Source organism: Aeribacillus sp. FSL K6-8394 (assembly GCF_038008865.1).
In the GTDB taxonomy this organism is placed as follows: domain Bacteria; phylum Bacillota; class Bacilli; order Bacillales; family Aeribacillaceae; genus Aeribacillus; species Aeribacillus composti.
The window spans coordinates 1,517,630-1,541,796 of sequence record NZ_JBBPAA010000001.1; the positions used below are offsets into that span (position 1 = coordinate 1,517,630).

Annotated in this window: 22 protein-coding genes and 1 riboswitch; of the genes, 7 read left to right on the top strand and 15 right to left on the bottom strand. The window is 39.4% G+C overall.

What is annotated here, in order from left to right; all coding sequences use genetic code 11:
- Positions 1-91: 91 nt before the first annotated feature.
- The 3 genes from NSR00_RS07145 to lepB form a co-directional block, all read right to left on the bottom strand.
- Positions 92-1,060: a hypothetical protein gene (locus NSR00_RS07145; protein WP_340787852.1), complete on the bottom strand. Its 969-nt coding sequence runs from the start codon at positions 1,058-1,060 to the stop codon at positions 92-94.
- 14 nt (positions 1,061-1,074) lie between these two features.
- The gene (locus NSR00_RS07150) at positions 1,075-2,193 is read right to left on the bottom strand and encodes a hypothetical protein (protein WP_340787855.1); all 1,119 of its coding nucleotides are present in this window, start codon (positions 2,191-2,193) and stop codon (positions 1,075-1,077) included.
- Positions 2,194-2,483: 290 nt separating this feature from the next.
- The gene (lepB, locus tag NSR00_RS07155; RefSeq protein ID WP_340789182.1) at positions 2,484-3,047 is read right to left on the bottom strand and encodes a signal peptidase I; all 564 of its coding nucleotides are present in this window, start codon (positions 3,045-3,047) and stop codon (positions 2,484-2,486) included.
- Between the two features lie 191 nt (positions 3,048-3,238).
- Between lepB and NSR00_RS07160 the strand changes: the two genes are divergently transcribed.
- Together NSR00_RS07160 and NSR00_RS07165 are read left to right on the top strand one after the other, a co-directional pair.
- Entirely contained in the window at positions 3,239-3,709 is a 471-nt protein-coding gene (locus NSR00_RS07160; RefSeq protein ID WP_340787858.1) for a hypothetical protein, read from the top strand.
- Between the two features lie 196 nt (positions 3,710-3,905).
- On the top strand, positions 3,906-4,265 hold the full coding sequence (locus NSR00_RS07165; protein WP_340787860.1) for a sigma-70 factor domain-containing protein: 360 nt from the start codon (positions 3,906-3,908) through the stop codon (positions 4,263-4,265).
- A 329-nt stretch (positions 4,266-4,594) separates the two neighbouring features.
- Here the strand turns inward: NSR00_RS07165 and NSR00_RS07170 are convergent, their stop codons facing one another.
- From NSR00_RS07170 to NSR00_RS07190, 5 genes are all read right to left on the bottom strand, one after another.
- Positions 4,595-5,968 (bottom strand): IS1380-like element ISGsp2 family transposase, encoded by a 1,374-nt coding sequence (locus NSR00_RS07170; RefSeq protein ID WP_044899598.1) that lies wholly within the window; start codon positions 5,966-5,968, stop codon positions 4,595-4,597.
- Positions 5,969-6,482: 514 nt separating this feature from the next.
- Positions 6,483-7,040 carry an elongation factor P gene (gene efp / locus NSR00_RS07175; RefSeq protein WP_063388115.1) on the bottom strand — a complete coding sequence of 186 codons (558 nt, stop codon included), beginning with the start codon at positions 7,038-7,040 and terminating at the stop codon, positions 6,483-6,485.
- A gap of 50 nt (positions 7,041-7,090) precedes the next feature.
- A complete protein-coding gene (locus NSR00_RS07180; RefSeq protein WP_340787863.1) occupies positions 7,091-8,152 on the bottom strand; it encodes a M24 family metallopeptidase in 1,062 nt (353 codons plus the stop codon).
- Positions 8,142-8,594 (bottom strand): type II 3-dehydroquinate dehydratase, encoded by a 453-nt coding sequence (gene aroQ / locus NSR00_RS07185; protein WP_340787865.1) that lies wholly within the window; start codon positions 8,592-8,594, stop codon positions 8,142-8,144. The genes NSR00_RS07180 and aroQ overlap by 11 nt, the downstream gene beginning before the upstream one ends.
- Before the next feature lie 140 nt (positions 8,595-8,734).
- Positions 8,735-9,229, bottom strand: a complete 495-nt coding sequence (locus NSR00_RS07190; RefSeq protein ID WP_063388112.1) for a YqhR family membrane protein — start codon at positions 9,227-9,229, stop codon at positions 8,735-8,737.
- Between the two features lie 243 nt (positions 9,230-9,472).
- Between NSR00_RS07190 and NSR00_RS07195 the strand changes: the two genes are divergently transcribed.
- Entirely contained in the window at positions 9,473-10,411 is a 939-nt protein-coding gene (locus NSR00_RS07195; RefSeq protein WP_066247604.1) for a DUF1385 domain-containing protein, read from the top strand.
- Positions 10,412-10,468: 57 nt separating this feature from the next.
- Positions 10,469-10,840, top strand: a complete 372-nt coding sequence (locus tag NSR00_RS07200) for an SA1362 family protein (RefSeq protein ID WP_066247602.1) — start codon at positions 10,469-10,471, stop codon at positions 10,838-10,840.
- Here NSR00_RS07200 and NSR00_RS07205 read toward each other — a convergent pair.
- From NSR00_RS07205 to NSR00_RS07215, 3 genes are all read right to left on the bottom strand, one after another.
- Positions 10,837-11,715, bottom strand: a complete 879-nt coding sequence (locus tag NSR00_RS07205) for a patatin-like phospholipase family protein (RefSeq protein WP_063388109.1) — start codon at positions 11,713-11,715, stop codon at positions 10,837-10,839. The genes NSR00_RS07200 and NSR00_RS07205 overlap by 4 nt on opposite strands.
- A 746-nt stretch (positions 11,716-12,461) precedes the next feature.
- Positions 12,462-15,023, bottom strand: a complete 2,562-nt coding sequence (locus NSR00_RS07210; protein ID WP_063388108.1) for a vitamin B12-dependent ribonucleotide reductase — start codon at positions 15,021-15,023, stop codon at positions 12,462-12,464.
- 323 nt (positions 15,024-15,346) lie between these two features.
- Positions 15,347-16,183, bottom strand: coding sequence for a lipoate--protein ligase family protein (locus NSR00_RS07215; RefSeq protein ID WP_063388107.1), 837 nt, complete (start codon positions 16,181-16,183; stop codon positions 15,347-15,349).
- A 193-nt stretch (positions 16,184-16,376) separates the two neighbouring features.
- Here NSR00_RS07215 and NSR00_RS07220 point away from each other — a divergent pair, with 193 nt between their 5' ends.
- On the top strand, positions 16,377-16,751 hold the full coding sequence (locus tag NSR00_RS07220) for a rhodanese-like domain-containing protein (RefSeq protein ID WP_063388106.1): 375 nt from the start codon (positions 16,377-16,379) through the stop codon (positions 16,749-16,751).
- 40 nt (positions 16,752-16,791) lie between these two features.
- Here NSR00_RS07220 and gcvPB read toward each other — a convergent pair whose 3' ends face one another.
- From gcvPB to gcvT, 3 genes are read right to left on the bottom strand one after another with little or no spacing between them, the layout of a single operon-like run.
- Complete coding sequence (gcvPB, locus tag NSR00_RS07225; RefSeq protein ID WP_130156377.1) at positions 16,792-18,252, bottom strand: aminomethyl-transferring glycine dehydrogenase subunit GcvPB; 1,461 nt, start codon at positions 18,250-18,252, stop codon at positions 16,792-16,794.
- Entirely contained in the window at positions 18,243-19,586 is a 1,344-nt protein-coding gene (gcvPA, locus tag NSR00_RS07230) for an aminomethyl-transferring glycine dehydrogenase subunit GcvPA (RefSeq protein ID WP_340787868.1), read from the bottom strand. The genes gcvPB and gcvPA overlap by 10 nt, the downstream gene beginning before the upstream one ends.
- An 18-nt stretch (positions 19,587-19,604) precedes the next feature.
- Positions 19,605-20,720, bottom strand: coding sequence for a glycine cleavage system aminomethyltransferase GcvT (gene gcvT, locus NSR00_RS07235; protein WP_082829399.1), 1,116 nt, complete (start codon positions 20,718-20,720; stop codon positions 19,605-19,607).
- A gap of 213 nt (positions 20,721-20,933) precedes the next feature.
- A riboswitch (glycine riboswitch) is annotated at positions 20,934-21,021 on the bottom strand.
- 284 nt (positions 21,022-21,305) lie between these two features.
- Between gcvT and NSR00_RS07240 the strand changes: the two genes are divergently transcribed.
- Both NSR00_RS07240 and NSR00_RS07245 read left to right on the top strand, forming a co-directional pair.
- The gene (locus NSR00_RS07240) at positions 21,306-22,973 is read left to right on the top strand and encodes a DEAD/DEAH box helicase (RefSeq protein ID WP_066247594.1); all 1,668 of its coding nucleotides are present in this window, start codon (positions 21,306-21,308) and stop codon (positions 22,971-22,973) included.
- A 51-nt stretch (positions 22,974-23,024) separates the two neighbouring features.
- Positions 23,025-23,822, top strand: a complete 798-nt coding sequence (locus tag NSR00_RS07245) for a YqhG family protein (RefSeq protein ID WP_340787871.1) — start codon at positions 23,025-23,027, stop codon at positions 23,820-23,822.
- A 90-nt stretch (positions 23,823-23,912) separates the two neighbouring features.
- On the opposite strand, the gene NSR00_RS07250 is transcribed toward NSR00_RS07245, so the two are convergent.
- Positions 23,913-24,092, bottom strand: coding sequence for a YqzE family protein (locus NSR00_RS07250; protein ID WP_063388100.1), 180 nt, complete (start codon positions 24,090-24,092; stop codon positions 23,913-23,915).
- Positions 24,093-24,167: the final 75 nt, after the last annotated feature.

Below are 24,167 nucleotides of genomic sequence, written 5' to 3' on the forward strand. Positions count from 1 at the left end.
TAACCTCTACTTCTGTCTTCGGGGTTCGGGACTTACACCCTATAGTTCATGTACATGCCGGGCGCACATAAAAAAAGAGATAGCCGATTGGCTATCTCTGAAAAGCACTATGTAACTCTTGTTTTCCTTGCCATATCATTTTCCAGTAATTCTCGATTCGTTTAAATGTGTCATCGGAACGCTGTGTAACAAAATCTCTTGCCAATTGGTAATCCGCATCCTTTGGTGAGATACCTTTCGTTACAAATTCGAGCAGCTGTTCTTTAACTTTTAATAGAACAGAGGATAAATCCTCTTCATTTTTAATTTCCTTAAACATTTCTTGATAATTTTTGATTACCAATTCAATTTCTTTGTGTGTATAAATGGTTTTTCCTAGTTTGTTTGTCATAGATAAATGACGTGATTGTTCGTATGTCAGAGGAACATTCAGCGGTTTGATTTTGGCTCGTGCTGCATAGAATCTTTCCTCTACGGATTGATAATCCATCACTTTTTTCGTATTGTGACGAACATAATCTTGAATCAGTTGATCAAATCCAGCTTTTACGTCGCCACTTAAAAACGTATCACTGAAGTGTTGAAGCGCAGCTGTCGAAGAAGCAAGTTCAAGATGTGCTTCATAAGAGTTAAGCTGTTGCTTCTTTATTCCAAAAAGGTTAATCCCCGCATATTTCGCTAAACTATCCATGCCATCCGTAATGTGTTGTAAGATGGATTCCACTTTCTTCAATTCTTCATCGCTTAGCGAATCAAAGTATTTGGACTCATGTAAATATTGACTGAAAACGAGCCATTGATCCTGTGGCCGATAAGAAAAAATATCGGTAGGGTCTGCGTTTTGTACGTTAATATCTTTTGAAAAAAACTCTTCTACCGTCATGCTCATCAGGCCTTGAACCTGTTTGATTTCATCCGAAAGGGTGATTTTATAAGCCTCTCCATTTCTGATGACTTCTACTTGCTTTCCAGCTAATGGATTTTTGATTTCATGTATGGATGGCATTCTGGCATCATTTCGGGCGATCATCGCTCCGATATATCCAAGATCAATTTTCATGGGGTCATACCCTCCTATTCTAAATAATCAATAGAAGGTAATGGTTCTACACCACTTGCATAGTAAAAATTCAACACACTGAAGAAGTCGATTGATTTCCCCGTTGTTAAATCGACGATTAAGATGTGATCACCATAGTTAAAATCGTCAGCTTCCAGTCTACGTGGTGTCTCTTTACCTAAAGTATCGACAAATGAACTGTAGTAGTAAGGGTTTGGACCAGATTGATATTGCGACTCATGGTATGTGAAAAGCGTCCCCACATCTAGATATACCATAATTGCAAAATCAGAACTTGCATAATTGGAAGAGTAGGAAATCGGACTTGAAATGGAAGATATTTTTATATCCGATAGGGAATGTGTTCTTTGTGAATATCCCCCATTGTATGAAAAATAATATTTTCTTTCCCAATTAAGATGTTCGTTGTTAATTCCGTTTACATTCAACACAAATTGGCCGTTTGAATACAAAGAACCATCACTATATTTTGCAACGAATTTTGTGAGATCTTGTGAAATATATAATGCTTCATTAAAATTAGCAGGATTGGAAGCATTCATTTGAATGGTGTATGAATCTCCCAAAGTTCCTTTTGATAACACACCTAATGCATAATCACCTGCCGGTATATTGATTAGCATTAGTTTTCCCGGTGAAGTGGTAAATTCCGTTGGATACGCTAGTCCATTTTCATAATCTACAACATAAAGTTGCAATATATAATCTTCGTTCCCAGATAATATTCTAGAAACTAAAATTTTATCGGAAGTCGGACTAAAGAAAAATAAATCCATCGGATCCTCTTCTGTTAAGGAATCCTGCGTATTTAAGATTAATCCGTCTACACCATATTGGGATTGAGGTTTGAATTTATTATCGCTTTGGATTTTTATAGCTTCATCTTTGTTGATTTTTATTTCTGTTTCTATTTTCGCTTTATCAATGTCTACCGCTAATGATTCTTCGGTAAACTCCAGACTTTTTTGGAGTTCAATGATAGAATTCATGTTTGGCTTGGTTCCAAGTAATTCATTCGCATAGCTTTTCTGCACTCCAATCATCACCAAAGTGAAAATTAGAGTGAAAACCAGCAACAATACCTTACCTGATTTTCCAAAAAATGAATTCATTTCATACTTCCCTCCTAAAATGGTATTCATTATTATTATCGGTTTTTTTAAATAAATAGTTTAACAATATAAGGAAAAATTTGAATATATTTTTTATTAAGAGGGTAAGTTGTTGAGGCGGTATTCCTTTGTATTGCAATAAAATCAAAAAATGGTTGCAAAAATAAACGCTTCCTCGAAAATGCGAGGGAGTTTTTTATTTTGTCAAAGAGGTGGTACTTAGTAGAAACAAAAAATATGCACATAAAAAAGCTGTCCTTAGAGAAAAATCCTCTTATGGACAGCTTTTCTTAATATAGAGCTTTATTTCCACTTACACGGATATCAAATTGGTTTAGTGGTAAGAATCGAATGACAACTTCACCCACAATACTATCAATAGGTATGAAGCCTAATGGAGCATACCGGGAATCCACGCTGTTCGGTCTATTATCTCCCATCACGAAGACATACCCTTCAGGAACCTTTTTGTGATGTAAAATTTCTTCAAGGGTAAAATCTTCTGTATAATTTCCATCTGTTTGTTCTTTCATATCATCTATGAAATTCTCTTCTATTGGTTGATTATTCACATATAAAACGTCATTTTCATATCGAATTTCATCCCCCGGTAAACCAATGATCCGTTTAATAAAGTCACTACCTTTGGTTGCATGAAAAACGACAACATCAAATCGTTCTGGTTCTCCAATTTGATAGGACAATTTAGAAACAATTAAACGTTCTCCATCATGGAAATTAGGTTCCATAGATTTCCCGCTCACATCGTATGTAGCAAAAACAAACACCCGTAACAACACAACAATAACCATAAAAAAGAGAACTGTTTTTCCGAAATCGAATAATTCCAACATAAATGTTTTTGCTATCCCTTTCAAACATATCACTCCTGTTGTACAAAACATTTCTGATATTTTACATTCAAATGATGGAGATTTTAATAGATCATAAACTCTCATTTGCCAATCCATAACGAATGGGTAATATTAATTATATAAGCAGAGGCATTTTATGAGAAATAAGACTTTGAAAGCAGGTGGATGAGTTGATTATTTACGATGAACAAGTATTGAAAGGTATGAAAGATGAAGCCAAAAGAGTATCGTTACCGGTCAAAATTAAAGAACCTTTATTGAAAACTCATACTTTATTCAGCAAGTTAAACGCGGCGATGGAGGATGATTCGCTTCTTTCTGTCGCAACTGAAGTAGAAGGGAAAATGAATCGAATTCTTTTAGAATCCTTACAGGTTCATTCTTTATTCGATCCTAGCAAGTTTGGATATGACCATGTTATAGAAGATAGTATCCGCTATCTATTTGTTCCTAAAGGGCAACAAGTTGGAGACTATGTAGTAGATATCATCACAGTCTTTTTCAAATGTACAAGAGAAAATAGCGAAATAAACGTAAATCTACCATTCTATTTAGTCACTGTAAATGAGAAAGAATTCATTGTTTTAATGGAAACCGATACAGATCAAGTCGTTTCAATTGAAAATTTGTCTTTTTTTTAATAAAATCTTAACAAAAGAGGCATATTTATGTTATAATAGAGTAGTTAATAATAAACCTTTTAAACTGAAAAACTGAAAATCTTGTTTTCAAAGGGAAAACCCCAAATCATATTCTTACTTGTTTGGAGTAAGAGTATTGGTTTGGGGTTTTTTGATTACATAGGACACTGCTCTATAAGGTTTGGAGGGAAAGCGGATGTCATTAAGAGTGGTAGAAGATTCTCTGTATCATGAACCAATCAGTTACGAACAATTATCTTTTTATGATTTAGACCTGGAAGCAAGAAATTTGGCAGAACCAGACTGTACCTCTTTGATAAAAATTGATTTAGAAGATGATTATGAAGAGGACGCGGATATAGCAGAATTTGAAACAGACAATGAATTTTCAGAGGAAGATTTCGAAGATGTAGATATCGTAGATGATTTCAATATTCCTGACGAGTTACTAACCGATAGTATTAAAATGTATCTTCAAACTATAGGACAATTCGATTTATTAACAAAAGAAGAAGAAAAAGAATTAGCGCTTAGAGCTGCTGAAGGCGATGAATGATTCTTGCTCTTCTGTTTTAGCTGTACCCGTCATTCCTGATAATAAAGAACATTACATGACTCATTTGTTGCATAAAGCCAAGGAAGAAGCAGAACTTGATGAAAATCGAACCATTGGATTTACCTGAATCCGTGATGAATTGAAATCGACTTTGATTTTGTTGTAATTTTGATGGATTGATAATCCATAAAACCCTTTTTATGCTTATGACCTATGTCATCTCTATTTCCGAAAATGGAACAAATCTCTTTTTTAGGTATACGAACCAAAAAAATAGACAAAAAAGCACAGGGAGTGACGTTGGACATCAGTGCCCGAACATTCGTTCGTTATCTTGCCTCTCTCCATTTCTGATAGACGTTCAGTAGGGGCTCGCTATAGCCACTCCTTCGCGTCAGTTTCATCCAGATCTGTCGTGATCGACGGACGAGTCGCCCTGCCATCGTGATCACCGTCTGAATAATCGTCTTGATGCGGCGGCGTTTCACTTTGTGGTGCAACGGATGTCTCGGATCGCTTAATAGATCTTGTCCAATCAGACGAAGAAGATTGTAAACGAAGGCTCCCATGACCAACACGAGCGCATTCGTTTTCATCTTCCCAGATGGAAGCCGCTCTAAATCTAAGTCGCTCTTCAGTTCGCTATGAAACTGTTCGCATGTCGCATGGTCATGATACAACGCGAGCACATCGCTCATTCGAACATGCTCGTATCCTTTGAGCCGCACCCAATAGCTTTCCACTTCATAATCAGGAACGAGCATCAGCTGTCCATTGCGTTCCATCGTCCGTTCCGTCACTTGGGTGACTTGAACGTACGTATACGTGTTTCCATCGATCGCTGCCTTCTGTGGAAGGCATAGCTCATAGGTTTGTACTCCTTCGCTTTGTCCATCATCGACACGTTTGCCCTTTTGCGAAGCGATCTGGAACCAAAGCGCTTTCGATTCTCGGCGTAAGTTTCGCTTGATGACAAAGTCCACGTCTTCCTTTAGGCATACGTGCACATTCGCTTCTGCATCGTTTCCTGCATCCATGCGAACAAGCAGACGAGATGAAGTCAGTTGACGAGCTCGACGGATAGCGGTGACTAAAAACGAGGGCATGTTGTCTTGCACATGTTGTTTCCCTGGACGCAACTCGGCATGAACGAGATACCCTTCCTTCCCTGCATACGCAAACAACGGTGTAAAACCGTCAAATCCTTTATACGTTCGACTGACTCCTTCTTTTTTCGTATCGGAGTTGTCAAATGGGGAACCATCTATATCAAGGGGAAGCCATGTCGTCTTTCCTTTGGTCCAACAAGGGGACAAAGTGGCATGTCGTTGAATCAACAGACGTATGGACTCCTCCCAAAGAATCGTTTCGGTCATCGGAAGACAAGCGAGCTGATCGAGTCGTTGTCGCAAGGTTGGAGAGGAAGGCACGTGCTGAATCCCCATCGATGCCGAAAAGATATCGTCCTGACGATACGCTTCGATATGATCGAAATCCGTTTTTCCTGTGGCAAGCAAGCCAATCATCGAGCGAATGACATCGCTATGGGAAATGTGCACTTCTCGACGAACCGTTGGAAGCCGAAGTGCGTTTACCCGTTTATCCAGTTTCGTTCGATGGAGTAAGTAGCCAACGAGAGCAAGCCCAGCACTTGGGGTAATCGCTTCATCTGTCAATACAAACCGAATCGGGAAATCTTTCATCACATCACCTACTTGATGAAGAATCGTCAACGTCGTTTTCCCTTATCGTATCAACGGTTTGCGACCATTGTAAAGATGTTTTGTCACGGATTCAGGATTTATTATATTTTCCTTTTTTTTGCATTTATCATTTCAATAGAATTTGATAGAATTTTCTGATTTTAACAGTTATAATGGAGTTAGGGGGTGGTGAGTGAATGTTGGTTCAAATTTATGATGGACTTGTATGGCTTCTTGCGGCTTTTATTTATATTGTTATACCTTTTGCCGTTTTCAATGAATTGAGGAAAAAGAAAAAAGCGTGGATGGATCATTAAAGGTGGACAAGCTGTAATTGAATCCTGTTCAAAAAAAGGCCAGGTTGGAAAGCTTGTGTATTCTCATCTTTTATAAACGATTACGAAAATAGCTATAAAATCTTTCTTTTCAAAAAAATAACCCACAGAAATCAGTTATGAATTCTGCGGGTCTTTTCGTTTTCTTTGTCTTTTTTCATTATTTTTTTTAAGAATAATTACGCACGGGAAACATAAGAACCGTCAGAAGTATTGACGATAATAACGTCCCCTTCATTAACGAAAAACGGCACTTGCACGACAAGCCCTGTTTCAAGCGTAGCCGGTTTAGAGCCGCCTGATGCAGTGTCCCCTTTAATGCCAGGTTCTGTTTCCGTAACAGTTAATTCAACCGTGTTCGGAAGCTCAATTCCGATTGTTTCGCCTTGATACATCATGATGTATACTTCCATATTTTCTTTCAAAAACTTCAACTCATATTCAATTTGTTTTGAAGTAAGCTCAATTTGTTCATACGATTCTGTGTCCATGAAAACGTGCTGATCGCCATTTGCATACAAATATTGCATTTTCCGGGTGTCAATTTGAGCACGTGCTACTTTTTCGCCAGCCCGAAACGTTTTTTCTTGGATGGCACCTGTCCGAAGGTTGCGCAATTTTGAACGAACGAACGCCGCCCCTTTACCAGGCTTTACATGCTGGAATTCAAGAACGCGCCAAATCCCCCCATCGACTTCAATCGTTAAACCTGTACGAAAATCATTTACAGAAATCATATTTGGTCCTCCTATTACATTTTCTTTAACAACATTGTTTGGAGCACTCGCTAGAGAATGATGAGCTCTTTCTTCGAATGAGTCAACACTTCATTTCCGTGCTCAGTGATCAAAATATCATCCTCAATTCTTACCCCGCCTTTTCCTGGAAGGTATATACCAGGTTCAACCGTGACCACCATGCCTGGCTGAAGAACGGTATCAGAGCGAGCTGATAGTGTCGGTCCTTCATGGATTTCAAGTCCGATTCCATGTCCAGTTGAATGACCGAAATATTCCCCGTACCCTTTATCCTCAATGTAGGTACGTGTAACAGCATCCGCTTCCCTTCCAGTCATTCCAGACTTGATTTCGCGCACGCCTTTCTTTTGTGCTTCAAGCACGATGTTATAAATTTCTTTCATTTCATCTCCAGGATCTCCAACAGCAATTGTCCGCGTCATATCTGAACAGTATCCTTTATAATAGGCGCCAAAGTCAAACGTTACAAGCTCTCCCTTTTCAATTGGTTTTTCACTTGCTACACCATGGGGAAGGGCTGACCGATAGCCTGACGCGATAATCGTATCGAAAGATGAGGAAGCTGCTCCTTTTTTTCGCATAAAAAATTCGAGCTCATTCGCTAGTTCAATCTCTCTCACACCTGGACGGATCATATGTAAAATGTGTGTAAAGGCAGCATCAACGATTTCAGCGGCTTCCTTTAATATCTTAATCTCTTCATCAGTCTTTATCAAGCGCAACTTTTCCACAATATTTGAGACAGGAACGAATTCAATCCCTTTTAAAACATCCTTGTACGATGTGTATGTTGAATAAGAAAGATGATCCTGCTCAAACCCGAGCGTTTTGATCCCCATTTTCTTCGCCTGCGCAGCGACTTCTTCAAAAATCGATCCTGAATGCTGCACAATTCTAAAATGCTTTACTTGTTTTTTTGACTGTTCTACATACCGGAAATCGGTAATAAAGCATGCATCCTCTTTTGCCACTAGTGCGACCCCGGCCGTACCTGTAAATCCCGTCAAATAGCGGCGGTTATATTCGTTTGTAATGAGCATGCCGTCAATATTTAACTGTTCCATTTGTGAACGAACTTTTTCAAGCTTCATGTGTTTCCTCCCTGATCAAATGTAGTAAATATAAAGCTGCCAATTGATAGCCGTAAAACCCTAAGCCAATTATTTGCCCTTGTGTCACCGGTGCTGTGACAGAATGATGCCGGAACGGTTCCCGTTGATTTGTATTGGAGATATGGACTTCAATTACCGGTTTTGAAATGCTGGCAATTGCATCCCGTATCGCATAGCTGTAATGAGTAAAAGCTCCTGGATTTAAAATCACTCCATCAAATTGTTGATCGGCTTCATAAAGCTTATCGATAATCTCTCCTTCATGATTCGATTGAAAAAAAGAAAATTGAACTTGTTTTTTTTCACCGAGAGATTTCAATTCATTTTCCAAATCTGCCAATGTTTTTTTTCCGTAAATATGCGGCTCCCTCACGCCTAAATAATTTAAATTCGGGCCATTGATCACAAGTATTCTCTCCATCGATTACACCTTTCTATCATGTATTAAAAAAGAATGTCCAGTATTATGAACATTCTACCATAAGATTCTTGATCTCTCATCATTTAGTTTATGATTGGATCTTGTGACCCTGACACAGTTCTATAATCTCATCATTTAGTTTATGATTGACGCTCCCCATATTCGTAGGAAATGGAATACCCGACAAAAACACCAAACAGCACATACAAGCAGATGGAGGTGACAATGGTATTTGTACCAAGCCGACCGAGCGGATCGATTTTTAGAAAAGCCGGTCCCAGCCAGCAAAAAACAACGGCCCACAGCGCGACTCCGAAAACAATGCCTCCCCATATTGACCGAACTTTTTTGAACAGAACATAATATAAAAATGCAGTAAGTATAGAAATGATGCCTATGAATGCAGCTCCCGCAAAATGCCCAGCGACTCCGTTCTTCCAATTATCAAAGGCAAATAACATGAGAGCTCGATTTGGCCCGATTTTCGTAAAGTTCAACACATACGCTAAATATCCTATCAAACTCCATAATACTCCGCCAGTAAAACCAATGACAACAATTTTCAGAAAAAAGGATCGGAATGGTTCTTTTTTCTTTTCCTTACCAGTAGAATTCTTTTTTTCGCTGTTAAGCATCCGTCCACCTCCCTTTTTTAATATGTCCACTTTTCTTTTCTTGATGAATTTTTCATGAAAAGTTTATTTTTTGTATAAAAAAATTTATTTCATTCATACTAAATAATGATAAAGTTTTTCACGCCGCTCTATTGGAAAAAAGACACATCCAACCTAGAGGTTTCATCTAATTTTTTGTAGAATAGTAATAAATAAAACTTTTCAATAGCTTTTTTATTATATAGATAGGCAGGTTGGTGCGTCATGAAAAACGAAAAGACTATGTATGGCGGGCAAGCGGTAATTGAAGGAGTTATGTTTGGAGGGAAGCATCATTTCGTCACAGCGATCAGGAGAAAAGACAATTCAATTGATTTTTTTCAATTGCCGCGAAAAAAACATCCTATATTATCCCGCTTTAAAAAAATTCCTTTTATTCGCGGAATTGCCGCCATTATTGAAGCAAGCGCAAACGGCTCCAAGCATTTAAGCTATTCTTCAGATCGATACGATGTTGATCCAGCCGATGATGAAAAATTATTGTCAGAAGAAAAAAAAGAGTCTAAGCTTTCACTCATTTTAGGAGCTGCTGCTGTCGGAGTGCTGTCATTTTTGCTTGGCAAATTTATCTTTACTTTAATTCCAGTGTTTATCGCAGAATGGTTCAGGCCGATCATCTCATCGGATGTGGGGCAAATTTTGCTCGAAGGCTTTTTTAAGCTTTTGCTGTTGCTTGCTTATATTTATTTCATCTCGATGACTCCTTTAGTAAAGCGTGTTTTTCAATACCATGGGGCTGAGCATAAAGTGATTAACGCCTATGAAAACGGGCTCGCTTTAACTGTTGAAAATGTACAAAAACAATCAAGACTTCATTATCGATGCGGTTCCAGTTTCATTTTGTTTACGGTTATTGTTGGAGTATTTGTGTATCTGCTCGTTCCGACAGACCCGCTTTGGCTTCGCGTTGTTGACCGAATCGCTCTTATACCGGTTGTTCTCGGCATTTCATTTGAAGTATTGCAGTTTACAAATAAGCTGCGGCATAAGCCTGTTTTAAAATATCTTGGTTATCCAGGACTATGGCTTCAGCTGCTGACGACAAAAGAACCTACAGACGATCAAGTGGAAGTAGCGATTGCAAGCTTTCAAAAGCTGCTTTTATTGGAAGAAGAGACGGAAAAAATGGAGCGTATTGGTTGATTTGATAAACGAGAGCTTTTCTTTTTCTTGAAAATGACTGATGGAGGTGGCCTTTAGATGAATCGTTTTCCCGTCCATCCCGTATTCGCCGTTATCGCTACTTTAGGAGGTTTAGGGCTTATTTATATGCTCTTTTTCAATCCAAAGACTTTTTTCAAATTGTTTATTTGGGCGGTTGTCATCGGGATCATCATCCTCATTTATCGCTTAGTGATGAAAAAACGTACAAATAATGAGTATTCACAGTTTTTAAAAGCTGCGAAAAGATCGAAAAAAAGATTTAAAGACAAAAAGATACATTATGCTCAAAAGCACGTACTCCACAAAAAAAACAAAACGGCTATCTCTGCTAAAAGGCGGAGAGAAAACAATCATTTGACAGTCATCGAAGGTAAAAAAGGAAAAAAGAAAAATAGAGCTCTTTTCTAATAGGACCACTTTTTTAAAAAGGTTTCCGTTTTTTCTTTGCCGAGCTGAATTAATTCCTGTTTCTTCTCATTCGTAATTTTAAATTCCGTCGTTAAAATATTTTCAACCGGAATAAAAACGATGCTGCGTTCATGCCTTGTAGCAATATGCCTTGCATCGTGCGCTTCTTTCATCGTTTCAAATAACGCATGAAACATTGATAAAGCGTTTTTTATTTCATTTTTTGGCCTTTCCTCTATATGCGCGCTAAGCTGAAAACCGAGGATCGGTCTTTTTTTTATTTTTCCATCAAAAAGCCAAATCGGGAAATTGCTGAGCACTCCTCCATCGACAACAATACTGACGCCATCCTTCGTCCATAGTTTGACAGGTTCAAAAAAATACGGGAGGCATGAGCTCATTCTGACTGCCTTTGCAACAGAAAATCTATTAGGATTGATTCCATATTTGCTTAAATCGTCCGGCAATACAACAATTTTTCCGTTCGTAAGGTCGGAGGCAATCACACGAAGCTTTCCTTTCGGCAAATCTGCAAATGTTGAAACTCCTTTTGCTTTTAATTTTTCTTCCATCCATTCTTCTAAAAATTGTCCTTTATATAGTCCCATCCGCCAATAAACACTGATCCATTTCATGAGCATAAATGACATAATTCCTTTTCTTTTATCTAAAAACTTTCGCAGCTCTAAGCTGTCCATCAAAGAAAGGATTTCATCACTTTTGTAGCCGGCTGCAATGAGAGCGGCAATGATCGAACCGGCGCTCGTGCCAGCAACCCTGGCGAATTCAAATCCTTTTTCCTCCAAGGCCTTGTATGCTCCAATAAAAGCGAAGCCTTTGATCCCTCCACCAGAAAAAACACCGTCAATTTTCAAAGCATTCCCTCCTTACTATTCCGTTACTACATTTTAAGAAGGGAAAACGATGTTTAGAAGTTTGTTTTCAATCGAGTAGGAGGGAGCGATTAACTCCCGTCCTCTCACACCACCGTACGTACGGTTCCGTATACGGCGGTTCAATTAAGATAATTGACGCAAGTCTTTATAACTTCCGTGAATAGCTGTTCTCTTTATGCCAGTGGTCACTCCACCCTCCAAGAGGTCTCCCACGGGATTCACCGCTTCCTCCCTCAAGTGAGGTACTACGTTTTCTGTGTTCATCATGACTCACTGAATGCCAAGGGCTATTCTCTCTTAATTGTTCGGTCCTTCTTAGTTGTTCTAGACCAACTAATACTATGACCTCTGCTGACTTCTGACTGTTCAGCTATCTATCACTAGATAGGTTACCAAGGTTACTTGGCGTGCCAGCCAGACCTCCCCGGGTAAGAGTGTAATCTTTCCTTCCATCCATCTGCTTCATTTACTCTGTATCACCTTCGGCAGAAAGGGCTTTGTTTTGTCATGCAAACTCACCCAGTGATACCTAGCCTCATATGAAGTTCGTGTTCCGAGAGACCTTAAAGTTTGCCGCTCGCTTCCTTCAGATTCCGCGTCACCACGGACACCCTTGCGTTAAGCTAACTGCTACTTCTGCCTTCGCAGCTCGGGACTTTCACCCTATAGATTACACCCATGCCGGGCGCACAAGAATAAAGCAGCAGAACAAGTCTGCCGCTTTATTATAATCCACATTTCAATTGGGCACCGCATTTTGTACAAGTATTGCAGCCGCCGATTTCTTGAACCTTTCCTTCCCGGCAAACAGGACATGTATTGCCGACTTCGTTGCCATATGTGACATCAGTTGAGCGCAAATCTTGAACAGTGTTCATTAACACAACTTTACCTTCATTTTCTTTCGTCGATTCCGGAATGTCGTCATTCAATACATTTTCTTCCGCTTTTAATGTCAGGACTTGGGTATCACGGCTTCCGTCTACATAAACAGTTCCGCCTTTTGCTCCGCCCTTCCATAGGCGCTCATATACTTTTTGCACTTGATCAACTGTATAGCCTTTCGGCGCATTTACTGTTTTGGAAAGGCTTGAATCGACCCATCGTTGAATGATACATTGCACATCGGCATGAGCTTCAGGCGACAAGTCCATCGCTGACACAAACCAATGCGGTAAATGATTCGGATCAGCTTCCGGATGTTCGTTTAAATATTCTTGAACGATATCCGCTTTTACTTCAATAAATTTGCCAAGACGCCCGCTTCGGTAGTACGAGAAGGAGAAATATGGCTCAAGACCTGTAGAAACGCCAACCATAGTGCCAGTTGATCCTGTCGGTGCTACCGTCAGCAAATGCGAGTTGCGAATACCATATTTTAAAATGTTTTCGCGAATATCTTCCGGCATTTTTTTCATATATCCTGTATTAATGAAGGCTTGTCTTAATTTTTGCGTCTCTTCCTCCGTTTCGCCGACTAGGAACGGGAAGCTGCCTTTTTCTTTTGCCAGTTCTATTGATGCCCGGTATGCGGTCGTTGCAATTACCTTAAACACTTCATCAACAAGCTTGTTGCCGTCCTCTGCTCCATATTCTTTTTCGCAGTAGATAAGCAAGTCCGCCAAACCCATAACGCCTAAGCCGATGCGCCGTTCACCCAGCGCTTGCTTTTTGTTTTCTTCGAGAAAATAAGGCGTAGCATCAATGACATTATCTTGCATTCTGACGCCGATTTCCACAGTTCGTTTGAGCTTTTCATAGTCAACAGCTTTCTTTTCCTTGTCGACCATCTTCGCCAAGTTTACTGCTGCTAAGTTGCAGACGGAATATGGTGCAAGAGGCTGTTCACCGCACGGATTTGTTGCAACAACCTTTTGACCGTATGCTCTTGCGTTCGTCATATCATTGGCATTGTCAATGAAGAAAATACCTGGCTCCGCTGAATAGGTTGCACAAATGTTAATCAGCTTCCAAAGCTCTCTTGCGCGAATTTTGCGGTACACGCGCACGCGATGCCCCATTTTCTCCCACTCGCGCACATCGCCAACTTTATGCCATTCTTCATTGTAAATCTTCATTTCTTCATCATTGTAGCTTTCCACATCTGGGAAGCGAAGCTCATACTCCCGATCTTCTTCCACTGCTTCCATAAACTCTTTCGTCAAACAGACAGAAATGTTAGCGCCAGTTAAAAATTCCGGATTATGAACAGTATATGTTCCTCCGACTCGAAGCTTTAATTCCGCCTCTCTAATAACAGCGTCTGAAAAGCCTCCTTTGCCCGGAACATTTTTAAAGTTGACAATTCCTTGATACATGTCGCGCTCTTGCTGTGTAAGAGGAACAAATTTGAGCTTGTCTTCAGCCGCCTTCTTAATTCCTTCATCATTTGTATTTTCAATTAAGTAGCGCAAAATGCGCGGGTTTTGCATTTTGGAAACGATAAATTCAATGATGTCAGGATGCCAGTCGGCCAGCATAATCATTTGGGCTCCTCGCCGTGAGCCACCTTGTTCAACAAGATGGGTTAATTTTGCAATGTCATCCAGCCACGACACAGATCCTGATGATTTGCCGTTTACACCACGAGCTAATGTGTTTCTTGGTCTCAATGTTGAACCGTTCGTGCCGACACCGCCTCCGCGGCTCATAATTTCCATTACTTGTTTGCGGTGTTCAGAGATCCCTTCACGGGAATCTTTTACAAAGGGCATGACATAGCAGTTAAAATACGTCACTTCGGTTCCTGCTCCTGCGCCGTAAAGAACCCGGCCAGCCGGAATAAAATGCAGATTGACGAGCTCTTGATAAAATTTTTCAAACCATTCTTTTCTTTTTTCTTCTGTTTTTTCAACAGCAGCAAGACCTGTTGCATTTCTTTTGGCAATTTGTTCATAAAAAATTTCAAGCGGTTTTTCGATGACATCTAAAGAGCGAACGATGATTCCCGTCTCCCGTTCTTCAGGCTTTTCAAGAGTATGACGAAACTCTTCTTCGACCTGAACCTTTGCCTTTTTATTTTCCCAATCAATTTCTTTAATGTAGCCTAGCCCTCTTGCAGGAAATTTTGGATCTTCCTTGATCGTCAGCACTACAAAATCGCCTTCAGATAGCGTAATTTTTTCAGTGTCTTTAAATGAATACCTGTCCAGCATTACAAGGCGCGAAACACCTTTGTGCGTGATTTTCATATCTTCCGTAATCGGATGCACCTGCGGGAAAAGGCTGATATCTTTATTCAGCTTCTCCACATCAATTTTCATTTTCTCATTCAGCGCCACTGTCATATTCACAACTCCCTTAAAAATATCGTACTTGATATACGTTACCACATTTAGATGATATTATCAACGAAAAAATAACAATATATTGTGCTAAAGAACATTTGTTTGCTCTATATATTGTATGATATACACTACATTATGAAAATGTCAAATGTAAAACTAACCAAAAAAAGAAGCAAGGAAAAGAAATTTAATGATCTTAGAATCATTCCGGCGGTATTTGAAGAAATTTGTCAGTTGCAGTTTTTGAAAACACATCGGCACCTTGATTTACAAGCAACGATCCATTTCATTTTGATCATACAAAAAACGGCATGTTCGCCGCTTCATCTTCTAAAATTCCATTCTTCAGTTTCATATTTCTCTTTAGCCAGTTTTTTCACATACTCTTCTTGTTCGCTAGACAATTGGTACGGTCTCAACTCAATATCAAGCCCGTATTCAAACCCTTTTTTAAAGGCGCTCCATGCCTCTTCCATTGTGACTGGAGTTTCTCTAAGGTCGTTGATCGCCACCGCTTTATTTTTAAAGTTTTTCTCTAATCTTTCCCTGACTCGCTCATTAGGATATTTAAACAAGTCGAACAGCAGCTTTTCATCTAAATCTAGCAATATCGAGCCGTGCTGCAGGATAACGCCTTTCTGGCGAGTTTGGGCACTCCCGGCAACTTTTCTTCCTTCAACTACCAGCTCATACCAAGACGGTGCATCAAAGCATACAGATGACCGCGGATTTTTCAAATGCTGTTTTTCTTCATCCGTTCTTGGAATTGCAAAATGAGCGTCTAAGCCTAACAAGCGAAATCCATGCAAAATTCCTTCCGAAATTACACGATAAGCCTCTGTCACGGTTTTGGGCATTCGCGGATGATCTTCGGATACGATGACACTATATGTAAGCTCCTTGTCATGCAGCACGCCCCTTCCGCCTGTTGGTCTTCGTACAAAGCCAAGGCCGTGCCGTCTTACAGCATCCATATCAATTTCTTTTTCAACCTTTTGAAAATAGCCGATGGATAATGTCGGCGGATTCCATCCGTAAAAACGAATCGTCGGAGCGATTTTTCCTTCACTGTGCCAGTCCAATAAAGCTTCATCAAGAGCCATATTGTAAAAAGGGGATGAAAAGCCAGAATCAATATAATTCCATATTTCTTTTCCCATATCGCAACCCTCTTTATTTTATATTTGCTTTTTTAGTCTATCAAATGAAGAGGATATTGTTAAATAAAACGCCCGAAAAGAAATGACATTTCCATTCTTGTTTTATATAATAAATGTTGTCCAACATTCGTATGTATGTTCACATGAACTTCAAACAAATAAATTCAAACAAATAAAAAGGAGTCGAACAAGCGTGGAATGGTCATTGCTCATTCTTGCAGCTATTATCATTTATTTTTTGGCCACATTTTTATATCAAAAAAAGATTATGAAAGGATTAACGGAGGAAGAATTTAAAGCCGGCTATCGGAAAGCGCAGCTCATCGATGTGCGGGAGCCGAATGAATTTGAAGGTGGCCACATTTTAGGAGCAAGAAATATTCCCCTTTCCCAATTGAGACAGCGCTATAAAGAAATCCGCCCAGACAAACCGGTTTATTTATATTGCCAGTCAAGTGCAAGAAGCGGGCGAGCCGCACAAATGCTGAAGAAAAAAGGCTATCAGGAGCTCTATTATTTAAAGGGCGGCTTTAAAAAGTGGACTGGAAAAATTAAAAAAGGGAAATAAAATGAAGTATAAAAGATAAGGATTCGCAAAACGCGAATCCTTACTTTTTTTCATATTTTAATATCGGATTTCTTGCTGCGAGTGTTTCATCGAGCCTTTTGACGACTGTTGTATGAGGAGCTTCTTGAACGATTTCCGGTTCTTCCTCCGCTTCTTTAGCAATTTGAATCATCGCTTCGATAAAAGCATCCAATGTTTCCTTTGATTCCGTTTCAGTCGGTTCAATCATCATGCATTCTTCAACATTGAGCGGAAAATAAATTGTCGGCGGATGATACCCGAAATCGAGAAGCCTTTTTGCAATATCAAGCGCACGGACACCGAGCTTCTTTTGCCGTTTCGCAGACAAGACAAATTCGTGTTTACAAATGCGGTCATACGGCATTTCGTAATAAGGCGCTAATTTTTTCAGCATATAATTCGCATTTAATACCGCATTTTCAGAAACCGCCTTTAAACCGTCCGGACCCATGGAGCGGATGTATGTGTATGCCCGCACATTGATTCCAAAATTTCCATAAAATGATTTTACTCGTCCGATCGATTGCGGCCTGTCTTCGTCGAAACGAAATCCATTTTCATCCTTGACGAGCACAGGCTTCGGCAAAAAAGGAATTAACTCTTTTTTGACACCGACAGGTCCTGAACCGGGACCCCCTCCCCCGTGGGGGCCTGTAAACGTTTTATGAAGATTTAAATGAACGACATCAAAGCCCATATCCCCTGGTCTCGCTTTGCCTAAAATTGCATTTAAATTCGCTCCGTCATAATACAATTTTCCTCCAACTGAATGAACAATCTCCGCCATCTCTACAATATGCTCTTCAAACAAACCGAGCGTATTTGGGTTTGTTAACATAAGAGCAGCTGTATTTTCTCCTACCACTCTCTTTAAGTCGTCTAAGTCGACAAGTCCGTTTTGATCAGATCGCACCGTGACAGTTTCAAAACCGGCAACGGTCGCTGAAGCAGGATTTGTTCCATGGGCTGAATCAGGTACAATCACTTGTGTTCGATGTTTTTCTCCATTTGCCTCATGGTAGGCGCGAATCATCATGAGCCCCGTCCACTCTCCGTGCGCCCCTGCAGACGGCTGCAATGTAACAGCATCCATACCTGTAATTTCTTTTAAATGTTCTGATAAATCATACATTAATTCCATTGCTCCTTGAACCGTCGCTTCATCCTGTAATGGATGAATATAAGAAAAGCCAGTTAATCTTGCCACATTTTCATTTATTTTCGGATTATATTTCATTGTACAGGAACCAAGCGGATAAAAACCGGAATCCACACCGTGGTTCCGCTTCGACAAAGCAGTATAATGGCGCATAATGTCAAGTTCTGATACTTCCGGCAGCTCGGCATCTTCTGTCCGCAAATAGTCACTAGGAATCAGCTGATCAATATTTTCCTCCGGTACGTCTAAATCAGGCAGGCTGTATCCGATCCGTCCTGGTTTTGATATTTCAAAAATTAACGGTTGATCCTTCATTGCCATCCCTCCAACTCGTTCACAAATAAATCGATTTCTTCTTTCGAACGAAGCTCTGTTACCGCTACAAGCATATGTTTTTCAAGTTCCGGATACGTTCTGCCAAGGTCGTAGCCGCCGATGATTCCCTTTTCGAGCAGCTTTTTATTGGCCAAAGAAACTGGTTTGGACAGCTTCACGACAAACTCATTAAACATTGGACCTTGAAACGGAATGGAAAAACCTTTCTTCTCAAACATCTTTTTCGCATAGTTTGCTTTTTGGATATTTTGATAAGCCATTTCTTTTACACCTGTTTTTCCAAGAGCAGTCATGGCAACAGAAGAGGCAAGAGCATTTAACGCTTGGTTGGAGCAAATGTTTGATGTAGCTTTATCCCTTCTGATATGCTGCTCCCTTGCCTGCAGAGTGAGAACAAAGCCTCGTTTCCCCTCTTCATCTACTGTTTGACCGACGAGTCGCCCAGGAATTTTTCTCATCAGCTCTTTTTTTACGGCGAAATATCCACAAGTTGGACCGCCAAAAGACATTGGAATTCCAAACGGTTGAACATCGCCTACTACGATATCCGCACCAAATGAACCAGGCGGTGAAAGCACACCTAAAGCAAGAGGATTGCTTGAAACAATCAATAAGCTTTTCTCGGAATGGGAGATCTCTTCGATTTGGTGAAGCGGTTCAAGTTGGCCGAAAAAATTTGGATGCTGTACAATGACTGATGCTACTTCGGCGTTCATCATTTCTTTTAATGCCTCTACATCGGTCACTCCGTTTCGGTAAGGGATTTCCACTACCTCAACGTTTTGTCCTTTTGCATAAGTTTTTAGCACATCTCTCGTTTCAGGATGCACCGTTTGCGAAACGAGCACCTTTTTCTTTTTTGTTTGACCTGCAGCTAATAATGCAGCTTCTGCTAAAGCTGTCCCTCCGTCGTACATCGACGAGTTGGCGACATCCATTCCTGTCAATTCACAAATCATTGTTTGAAATTCGAATATTGCTTGGAGCTCGCCTTGAGAAATTTCTGGCTGGTATGGCGTATAAGCCGTATAAAACTCTGATCGGGAAATGACATGATCGACAATTGCCGGAATATAATGGTCATACACTCCAGCTCCCAAAAAGGAAACGTTTGTTTTTACATCTTTATTTTTAGCAGCAAGTTGAGATAGCTCGCGAAACAGCTCGGTTTCCGGTTTCTGAGCCTTTATGTTGTATTTTCCTTTATACCGTACACTTTCTGGAATGTCGGCAAACAGGTCATCGATCGATTCGACTCCGATCGCCTCCAACATCTCTTTTCGATCAGTTTCTGTCATCGGTAAATAGCGATGCTTCATCGAAAGCTTCTCCTTTCTTTATTTTCCATTTTTTGTTGGTCGTTTATAAAATGGAGTTGGTACTACTCTTGCTTTTAATCGTTTTGTCCGAACTTCCACCTCGATTTCATTCCCGATCTCCGAAAATTCTTTCTTGACGAGAGCGATCCCGATGCTTTTATTCAAAGTAGGAGAGTGCGTCCCTGATGTAACAACTCCAATTTGTTGATTTCCAGAAAACAATTTATAGCCTGAACGGGGAATGCCTTTTTCGATCATTTCCAAGCCGACCGCCAGCCTCGATACCCCTTGTTCTTTTTGTATTTGCAATACATCTTTTCCGATAAAATTCTCTTTTTTCGTAAGCTTCACTGCAAATCCGACTCCTGCTTCTATCGGAGTAATGTCTTCCGAAAGATCTTGACCGTACAACGGCAAAGCTGCTTCCAGCCGCAAAGTATCACGAGCGCCCAATCCGCATGGAACAACTTTTTCTTTATCTCCTGCTTGCAAAATCTTCTCCCATAAATAAACGGCGTCCTCACTTTGGCAATAGATTTCAAAGCCGTCTTCCCCGGTATAACCAGTTCGGGCAATGAGCGCTTTTTTACCTGCGATCTCAGCACTTTCAATAAATTCAAAAAATTTCAACTCAGATAAGTGTACGTCTGTTAAAGTTTGCAGCACCTTTTCCGCTTTCTGGCCTTGCAATGCAAGGAGAGCACAGCTTTCAGAAATATTTTGCAATTCAACATCTCCGTGTTTTTGAGACATGAGCCATTGAAAATCTTTTTGAATATTCGCTGCATTGACTACTAAAAGATATTTTTCCTCGTTTAGCCGATAAACGATTAAATCGTCTACACAGCCTCCATCTTCATAACACATAATTGTGTATTGAGCCTTTCCATCCCGAAGCTTTGAAACATCATTAGTTAATACCTTTTGCAAAAACTGAAGACTATCTTTCCCTTTTACAATGATTTCTCCCATATGAGAAACATCAAATAGACCTGCATTGGTGCGGACAGCGTAATGCTCCTCTTTAATGGAAGTAAATTGCACAGGTAATTCCCATCCTCCAAAATTGATCGTCTTTGCTCGATATTGTTTATACACTTCAAAAAGAGGAGTGCGTTTTAATTCATTCATCATTTCCCCTCCTGATCTATTTTTTGCATCTAGTTTCTCTCAAAATTTTTCAGCTTAAAAAGCAGAAAAAAGGACAGAAAACGGCCTAGTATCGTCTTGTCTATTCCAATCGACAAGATTTTGCTACACCGTCTCTGTCCTTGCACCTGAAAGTTTACCTTATAAAGGCTTTCCCCTTTGGTGGTTTGCACAATATGCAAACACTCTCCAGAGCTGCGTCAAACAAGAGTCTTTTTGCCTGAGAGATTCACATATGCTTGCTCCTTCGGCGCCTCACAAAGGAGGTCTCTCCCCTTGCTCTCATCCGCACATATTTTCTTGTAAATTGTGAAAAAATAACAAATGACATATTCGACAAAAAGGAAAAAGATGAGTAGAAAACAAAAGAAAAAGACTTCAAACGTATTTTAATGGTATCATCTTTAAACGGTTTCAGCAATACCTTTCCCAAATAATTTTAAAAAAATCATTGTTAATTGTTCGTGTTTATAAAAATTTATAATCAAAAAACGGGACGGTTTTTGAATTAGCGATAAAAAAAATGAACATTTCACTTTGAATATAAAAATAAAGGATAGGGTGTGGGCAATGAATATAAACATCCGCTATAAAACAACATGGGAAGAAGAATTTTTGCAAAGATTAAAGGAAGACGGTCCGTGGGCAAACTGGGAATTATACAAATTAGCTTATGAAGTTACGAATTATTTGACCATTCCATCATTTGAAGGTTTAGTAGCTCCTTTGCATCTTGATCATGTAACCCCTCTTCCCCACCAATTGGAGGTCGCACAAACAGTAGTAGAAAAATTAAACGGAAAAGCAATATTAGCTGATGAAGTCGGTCTCGGCAAAACAATTGAAGCCGGATTAATATTAAAAGAATATATGATTCGCGGACTTGTCAAAAAAGTGCTCATCTTAGTTCCAGCTTCACTCGTCTCCCAATGGGTGAGGGAATTAAATGAAAAATTTTACATTCCTGCCGTTGAGCAAAAGAAAAGCTATGTTTGGGAGCAATGCGATGTTGTCGTATCTTCCCTTGATACAGCAAAAAGAAGCCCCCATAAAGAAATTATTCACGGATTGGATTATGACATGGTCATCATTGATGAAGCGCATAAATTAAAAAATAACAAAACAAAAAACTATGAGTTTGTTCAAAATTTAAAGAAAAAATTTTGTTTATTATTGACGGCAACGCCTATTCAAAATCGCATTGAAGAAATTTTCAACCTTGTTTCTCTTTTAAAACCTGGACATCTCGGCAATGAACAGCTCTTTCACGATATGTTTAAGAAAAAAGGACGGAATATTCGTGACGATGAGCATTTACGAGAACTTGTCAATAAAGTTATGATACGAAACCGCCGCATTGATACAGGAATTGAATGGTCAAAAAGACATGTGGAAACGATTTGGATTCAATTTTCGGAAGCTGAACAGGCTTTATATGATGCCATCAGCCAAATTCGGTCGTCATTCTCTATTCCGACAAGCAGTTTCTCCATTTTAACGCTTCAGCGTGAAGCATGTTCGAGCAGAGAAGCAGTGTACATAACATTAAAAAAAATGCTTGATAAAAAGGATGAAGCTCCACAATTGCCTGAAAAGATCATTCGCAATCTAATGGGCTATATCGATCAAGTAACAAAAAATTCGAAAGCAGAAAAAACGGTCGAACTCATTCAAAACATTAACGATAAAGTGATTATTTTTACCGAATACCGGGCAACACAATTATATTTACAATGGTTTTTAAAACAGCACGGCATAACATCTGTTCCGTTCCGCGGCGGATTTAAACGCGGCAAAAAGGATTGGATGAAGGATTTATTTAAAAATAGGGCGCAAGTACTGATCGCGACAGAGGCAGGAGGGGAAGGGATAAATTTGCAGTTTTGCAATCATATCATTAATTATGATCTGCCTTGGAACCCGATGCGTTTGGAGCAGCGAATCGGGCGCATCCACCGTCTCGGACAAGAACGAGACGTGTTCATTTATAACATGGCGACAAAAAATACAGTAGAGGAGCATATCTTAAAGCTATTATATGAAAAAATAAATCTGTTTGAACGTGTTATTGGGGAATTGGACAGTATTTTAGCAAAACTTGACCTCCGCAATATTCATGAACATATAGAAGATATTATGATTCAGTCGAGTTCGGAAGGAGAAATGAAAATTAAAATGGAAAATTTAGCGGCTATTCTTAACTTTGGTGAACAATTACAACAGGCCGAGAATAACTAATTTCTTTATTTTCATAGCTGCTTGCAAAATTTTTAAATAGGAGGCGGAATGATGCAGCAGGCTCAAATTTCCACATTTTTAAAACGCTTTTTTCAGGCGACCAATTGTCCAATTATTGAAGAAAAAAACGGATATTTTACCGTTCAATTAACTGTTGAAATGGATAAAGAATTAATGAACCGGCCTTTTTACTGGCATTATTTAGAAAAAACCGGTGGAACTCCAAATCCGATGAAACTTACTTTCATCACGGATTCAAAGGAGGCTCCGGAAGATGTAAAAGGTGAATGGATTCATTTCGGATCGCCGAGACTGCACCAAATTTTTGCGGCAACGAAGAAAATGTCTTCTTATATTCGGTTATATGAACAGACAGCAGCTTCCAAAACAAACGTGCCGCTTCACCCTTGGATTGGAATGAATGTAACGATTTCGTATATTTGTGACAAAAAGAAGGATCAAACTTATTCATTAGGACTGCATTTAATCAACGGAAGGATTGTTGAAAATTTTCAGGAGCTGCTAGAAAAAATTCAATTGACACCGAAAATTCCTGATTTTTGTTTTACCATTACACCATTAATTACACCAAAAAGCGGATTAACTCGATTGAAGCATTACGTGATAAAAAAAATTGAAGAAGATGACCATCGGTGGGCGGAAGAAGCGAGAGAACGAATGAATGCCGATTTAGCATTGTTGGAGCATTTTTATGAAGATCTAGATGAAAAACCTTCTGTTTATTGGACAGAAAAGAAGGCGATTCAAGAGCTGTATGAACCGCGCATTGAAATAGAAGTCCACAATGGAGGAATTTTTTATTTATCATCGGATTCTTTGATTCATTAAAATAAAATCAAGACGCAGAAAATACACAAGAAATTGGATGATCTCATCACTTTTCATTAAAAAAGGAGCTGGTGAACGGCTCCTTTTCCTTTATTTCTTTTTCTTGATCAAAATTAAAAACGCCATCGGCAAAAATCCAAACCATCTCATTGATAATGGAAGACGATCTTTTTTCCGTTCCTCACGCCTTTGTTTCCTTGCTTCTTTTGGGGTGTCAATAAACTTTACAAACTGTTCGGTTACATATTTCACATAATCATTACCAGACATAAGCGGGCACCTCGAAATAAAATTTTTTTATATTATTTCCTCATTAGCATTGCATAAATATAGTTAGAATTTTCT